Origin of the sequence: Bacillus sp. GMa5/1 (assembly GCF_050172015.1) — a bacterium.
Lineage (GTDB): Bacteria > Bacillota > Bacilli > Bacillales > Bacillaceae_G > Bacillus_A > Bacillus_A cereus.
The window spans coordinates 1-5532 of the sequence record NZ_JBNLYC010000225.1 but is presented as its reverse complement, the minus strand read 5'-3'; the positions used below and the strand labels follow the sequence as shown (position 1 = coordinate 5532).

Below are 5532 nucleotides of genomic sequence, written 5' to 3'. Positions count from 1 at the left end.
GATTTTTCTTCTGAGGTATACCTAAGATACAAAAAACAAAATATGTATAACCCAAACAAAAACAAAATCGAAAATAAAAAAATTCCAACTATAAAAATAGAATTTAGTAAAAAAACTCCTTAAGGGAGTTTTTTTACTAAGAGGTTTTGTTACTTCTCTTAACTCATTTTTTATATAATAACTAATAATAAGGAGGTCACTCTATGAAAACTGCAATCTACCTAAGAAAATCCCGTGCTGATTTAGAAGCCGAAGCACGTGGCGAAGGTGAAACTTTAGCAAAGCACCGCACTACCCTGCTGAAAATTGCCAAGGAAATGAACCTAAATGTTTTATCAGTTCGTGAGGAAATCGTTTCTGGTGAGAGCTTAGTGAAACGCCCTGAGATGTTAGCGCTACTTGAAGAGATTGAAGATAATAAATATGATGTTGTTCTTTGTATGGATATGGACCGTTTAGGTCGTGGTGGTATGAAAGAACAAGGAATCATTTTAGAGACGTTTAAACGCTCGAATACGAAGATTATGACCCCTAGAAAGACATATGACCTAAATGATGAGTGGGACGAAGAATATAGCGAATTTGAAGCGTTTATGGCTCGTAAGGAGTTAAAGATTATTACACGACGTATGCAACGAGGTCGTGTCGCCAGTGTAGAGGCTGGGAATTATCTTGGTACACATGCACCATTCGGATATGATATCCATCGCTTAAATAAGCGAGAACGTACTTTAACAATTAATCCAGAAGAAGCTTCAGTTGTAAGAATGATATTTGATTGGTATGCCCATGAGGATATGGGAGCAAATGCAATTAGGAGCAAGTTAAATGATCTTGGCTACAAAAGTAAGCTAGGTAATGAATGGAACCCCTACAGCATCTTAGATATATTAAAGAACAATGTGTACATTGGAAAAGTAACGTGGCAAAAACGAAAAGAAGTAAAACGTCCTGATGCTGTGAAACGTAGCTGTGCAAGACAAGATAAATCAGATTGGATTATTGCTGATGGAAAACATGAGTCTATCATACCTGAAAGCTTATTTGAGCAAGTACAGGAAAAATTAAACTCAAGATATCACATTCCTTACAATACGAACGGAATTAAAAATCCACTAGCTGGTATTATTAAATGCTCTAAATGTGGTTACAGTATGGTCCAACGTTATCCGAAGAACCGAAAAGAAACGATGGATTGTAAACACCGTGGCTGTGAAAACAAATCAAGTTATACTGAATTAATCGAGAAGCGTTTACTCGAGGCATTAAAAGAATGGTACATCAATTATAAAGCTGATTTTGAAAAACATAAGCAAGATGACAAATTAAAAGAAACACAAGTCATTCAAATGAATGAAGCTGCATTACGCAAGCTTGAAAAAGAATTAGTGGATATCCAAAAACAAAAAAATAATTTACATGATTTATTAGAACGTGGCGTTTACACAGTCGATATGTTTTTAGAACGCTCGAATGTAGTTTCTGACCGTATAACTGAAATTACTTCCACTATGGAAAACTTAAAGAAAGAAATTAAAACCGAAATTAAGAAGGAAAAAGTCAAGAAAGATACAATACCTCAAGTGGAGCATGTTCTTGATCTCTACTTTAAAACAGATGATCCCAAAAAGAAAAACAGCCTCCTAAAGTCGGTTTTAGAAAAGGCTGTTTATAAAAAGGAAAAGTGGCAAAGGCTCGATGATTTCGAACTTGTGCTTTACCCTAGGCTCCCTCAAGATGGCGACATATAAGCGTTTATGCTTTGTCGTCACCTTGTTGGTGTAATTAGGTTGACACCAACAGGGTGATGACAATATAAATATTTCTTTTTTCTTCTATTATATGTCCATTTCGCAGACTGTAAATATATTTTCATTTCCATACATGTCTATCATACTCTTCATTAATACAATAACTCATCCAAAAGGATTGTAAGTAACTTAATGGACAAGTTTTTTGAATGTGGGTTTATGCGAGCTTAAGAAAGTATACATTAGATTTTTTACAATAATTATGTAACTCAACCATTTATTCCTGTTATAATTATATTTTGATTTACATATATAAGGAGGTTTTTATTTGTTTACTGCATTAATGTTTTTGTTTTTATTAGTGTCAATACTATCGGTGATTGCACTAATTATAGGTCTAATCAAACCAGGAAAGGTAGTTCGTTTTGGCAACACAAAAACAAGAGGTCGAGTTATATTAATTTTCTTGCCGGTATTATTCATTTCGTTTATTTTAGCAAGCGCGTTTGCTAGCAAGTCGATAACTCCAGAAGAACGAGTTGCAATTGATAAAAAAAGAGCTGAAGAAAAAGTATTAAAAGAAAACCAAGAAAAAGAAAAAATTGAAAAGGAAAAGAAAGCTAAAGAACAAGAGAAAAAAGCACAGGAAAAAGAAGAACAAGAAAAAGCTAAACAAGCTAACGAAGAGAAAAAAACTGCCGAAGAAAAACGCAAACAGGAAGAAGCACAACAGAAAGCTGAAAAAGAAGCTAAAGAAAAAGCCGAAGCTGAAGAAAAAGAGAAACAACAAAAAGAAAAGAAAGAATCTACACCAGATAAGGAAAAACAATTACCGGCTACACAATCAAATAAAATTTCTGTTAAAGCTGGTCTAGGTGATACAGAAGAAAACTTTGTAAAAGAATACGGTTCAAATAAAGGATCTGCTTCAATCGCTAGATTTGCAAACGATTATATTATAGCAATGTTTTTAGAAGGCAGAGCAAATAATATCACCCTTCAATTTTCCCAATCAGGAAAACAAAGTCGTTCATTATCCGATGTCATGACAGAAGTGAAAAATATACTTCCAGTCGATGCTATAGAGAAAGAGCGTTATACAGATGCTCAAGATCCAGAAAGAGAAATCATTACATTCACTAGTGAAATATTGAAAAATAGCGTTCCTGAAACAGCATTCTTAGGTGATGAGTCTGGGACATGTATGGCTATAATTCGAAAAGGATTAAATGAAGAATATATTTCTGCGGTTATCGCTTTAGGTAATAGTAATCCATAAAATGGAGACTATGCGTGAAGGTGTTGAATTATTAGCTAATGTATCAAACGTAACAAACAAATTCAATGCTCTAACACCTGGTGATGGGCAAAAAGATATTCATGAACTTATTTTACGTTCGTTGAAAATTATGCGTGACGGGATAGAAGACGTATACGTTTACCTAGATAATATTAATAAATCTGAGGTTAATGATGGTTTTAACTTAATAAATCAAGGGTCAGACATGTATATGAAAGCTATAAAGAAGTTGTACTAGAGTAACTTGTAATTATACATATAATCATTCAACTGACTAAGGGGTAATGTAAAAATGAAAGCAAAGAGAATCGTAACGTTAGCTTTACCTATCATGTTATTATCAGCTTGTACAACAGAAACATACGGACTTACTCAATCAGAGTTTAGACAGGTAGACAAAGAGTTTAAAGCAGATAAAATGATAGAAGATATGAAAAAAATGCATTATAGTGATGAAGATATCGAAAAACAACTAAGAGGTGCATTAGCAACTATTAAGGCTAAGCAGGAAGAAGCGGAAAAAAAGTCTAAACCGAAAAAAGACATACAATTAGACTCATACAGTAAAGAAACAAAAACAGATACAGGCAAACAATCCTCTGATAAAGACGATACAGAAGGTTTTCCTACAGATGATATAGATAAGAAAGAAAAGAGTACAAAAAAACTATCCGAAAAAGAATATGTCAATCGTGCATTTGAGTTACGTTTAGACTTACAACAAGAAATAGATAGTATAAAAGCAAAAGCTAAATCAATGATGGAAGATGGTGAATCAATTACAAAGCCTACAATAGATGCTATTACGGATACGAGACTTGTATTGGATGATTTAGAAAGCATGAATGCACCGAAAAAGTATGAAGAACAGCAGGAGTACCTCATTAAAGAAGCTGTAACAAAGAGTAGAGAAGGATTAAATAGAGTAGAAGAAGATATTAGAAAGTTCGGCGACGGTAGAATTGGTACTGTAAGACTAAAAGAAGTACTAGAAAAAGGTATGAACGATGTAAACTACGGACCTCGTTTGTTGGAAACCTTATTCGAAGATTTTGAAGCAGATTATCCTGGGGCAAAACAGAAAGCAATGGATAAGAAACAGAAAGAAAAGAAAGACTCTGATGAAGGGACTGTTAATATCTCTGCAAACGGTAAAGAGTTAGTAGCTGATTGGGGTACATATCGAAATGGTGAATTTAATCTAGGTTTTGACTTAAAGAAAGATGGTTCTTTCCTCATGTATGAGAGTGAAAACAAGGAAGAGCGTAATCAAACTCATATGATAGGTGAATGGAAGTATGACGGGATTAAGAAAGAAATTACCTTCAAGTATAAGAAGTTTATAGAGCATGGCTCAGAGAAAGAAGGTATAGACTTACCACCATATGCGGAATTCAAGGTATTATCCTTTAACGGTGATACATTTGAAATGATGGAATTAGAAAGTGAAGTAGTAATGAAAGCAAGGAAACGCTAAAAAAGCAAGTGAGCGGTATAAAAACGTAAACAATAGAGTATAAAGGGAATCTACAAAATAAGAAGTAAAGGGGTAGGAGAAATGAAAAACAAGAAACTAATATGTTTAGCACTTCCAATCATGTTATCAGCGATAGGTTGTTCAAATAATGACATAGAAAAAGAAAAGAAAACTGATAACTTACAAGTAGCAGAGTCAGAAAAGAAAACTGAAACCAGATCTGATAAGGATGTTATAAAATCGTTAAATGAAGAAGTAGATAAACTACATAAAGAGAAGGACGAGTTAGAAAAGAAGATACAAGATGAAAAAGCTAGTAAAGAAAAAATAAATCAAGAGAAAGACGAGTTAGAGAAGAAAATACAAGATGAAGAAGCTAGTAAAAAAGAAGTAAGTAAAGAGAAAGATGTAATTAAAAAGGAAGACAAGATAGAAGACAATACGAGATTCAGTACTATAAAAGAGTATCAAGAGACAGTGTATAAACTTGCTAATAAGTTTGAATCTGAATTACGCGCAACGAAACCAATAATTGAAAAAGATAAAACACTATTGACAAATAAAGACGAATTAAAAGCGCAGTATGATAAAGTACAAGTACAAGCTGACAAGATAAAATCTCTTCACCCACCTAAGGAGTACACAGATTTACAAATCGGACTGATAGATTCCTTAACAGTATATCAAAAGGCAGTAGCCGGCATGTTTTCAGGCTTAGACGAAAGGGATAAAGAAAAGGTTAAAGGGTATGAACAATCTGTAATGGATGGTTTGGCATACTTTAAAGATTCACTAAACGCAATAAAAGAAATAAAGGAATAAGTTATGTCCTTTAATTTAAGGGGAGCATCTTCATGAAAGTTGTACGCTCTATATTTAAAGGCTTTCGTTTAATAGGTTTCATTGTAAAGCCAGTACTTAAAGCATTATCTAAAAGTAAATTTTAAATCTCATAAAAATTAAGATCCCCTTCTGCATATGAATGCATCAGGGGATCTTTTTCA

The 5532-nt window shown here is 33.4% G+C and carries 5 protein-coding genes; all 5 read left to right on the top strand.

The features are described 5' to 3' along the window. Positions 1–203: 203 nt before the first annotated feature. The 5 genes from ACQGSG_RS25960 (at position 204) to ACQGSG_RS25940 (ending at position 5350) form a co-directional block, all read left to right on the top strand. Entirely contained in the window at positions 204–1751 is a 1548-nt protein-coding gene (locus ACQGSG_RS25960) for a recombinase family protein (RefSeq protein ID WP_325842593.1), read from the top strand. A 328-nt stretch (positions 1752–2079) separates the two neighbouring features. Continuing rightward, positions 2080–3030, top strand: coding sequence for a hypothetical protein (locus ACQGSG_RS25955; protein WP_325843037.1), 951 nt, complete (start codon positions 2080–2082; stop codon positions 3028–3030). 1 nt (position 3031) lies between these two features. Next, entirely contained in the window at positions 3032–3289 is a 258-nt protein-coding gene (locus tag ACQGSG_RS25950; protein ID WP_325843038.1) for a hypothetical protein, read from the top strand. Positions 3290–3343: 54 nt separating this feature from the next. Then, complete coding sequence (locus tag ACQGSG_RS25945) at positions 3344–4528, top strand: DUF3994 domain-containing protein (RefSeq protein ID WP_074596293.1); 1185 nt, start codon at positions 3344–3346, stop codon at positions 4526–4528. Positions 4529–4609: 81 nt separating this feature from the next. Then, entirely contained in the window at positions 4610–5350 is a 741-nt protein-coding gene (locus ACQGSG_RS25940) for a DUF7018 domain-containing (lipo)protein (protein WP_098023398.1), read from the top strand. Positions 5351–5532: the final 182 nt, after the last annotated feature.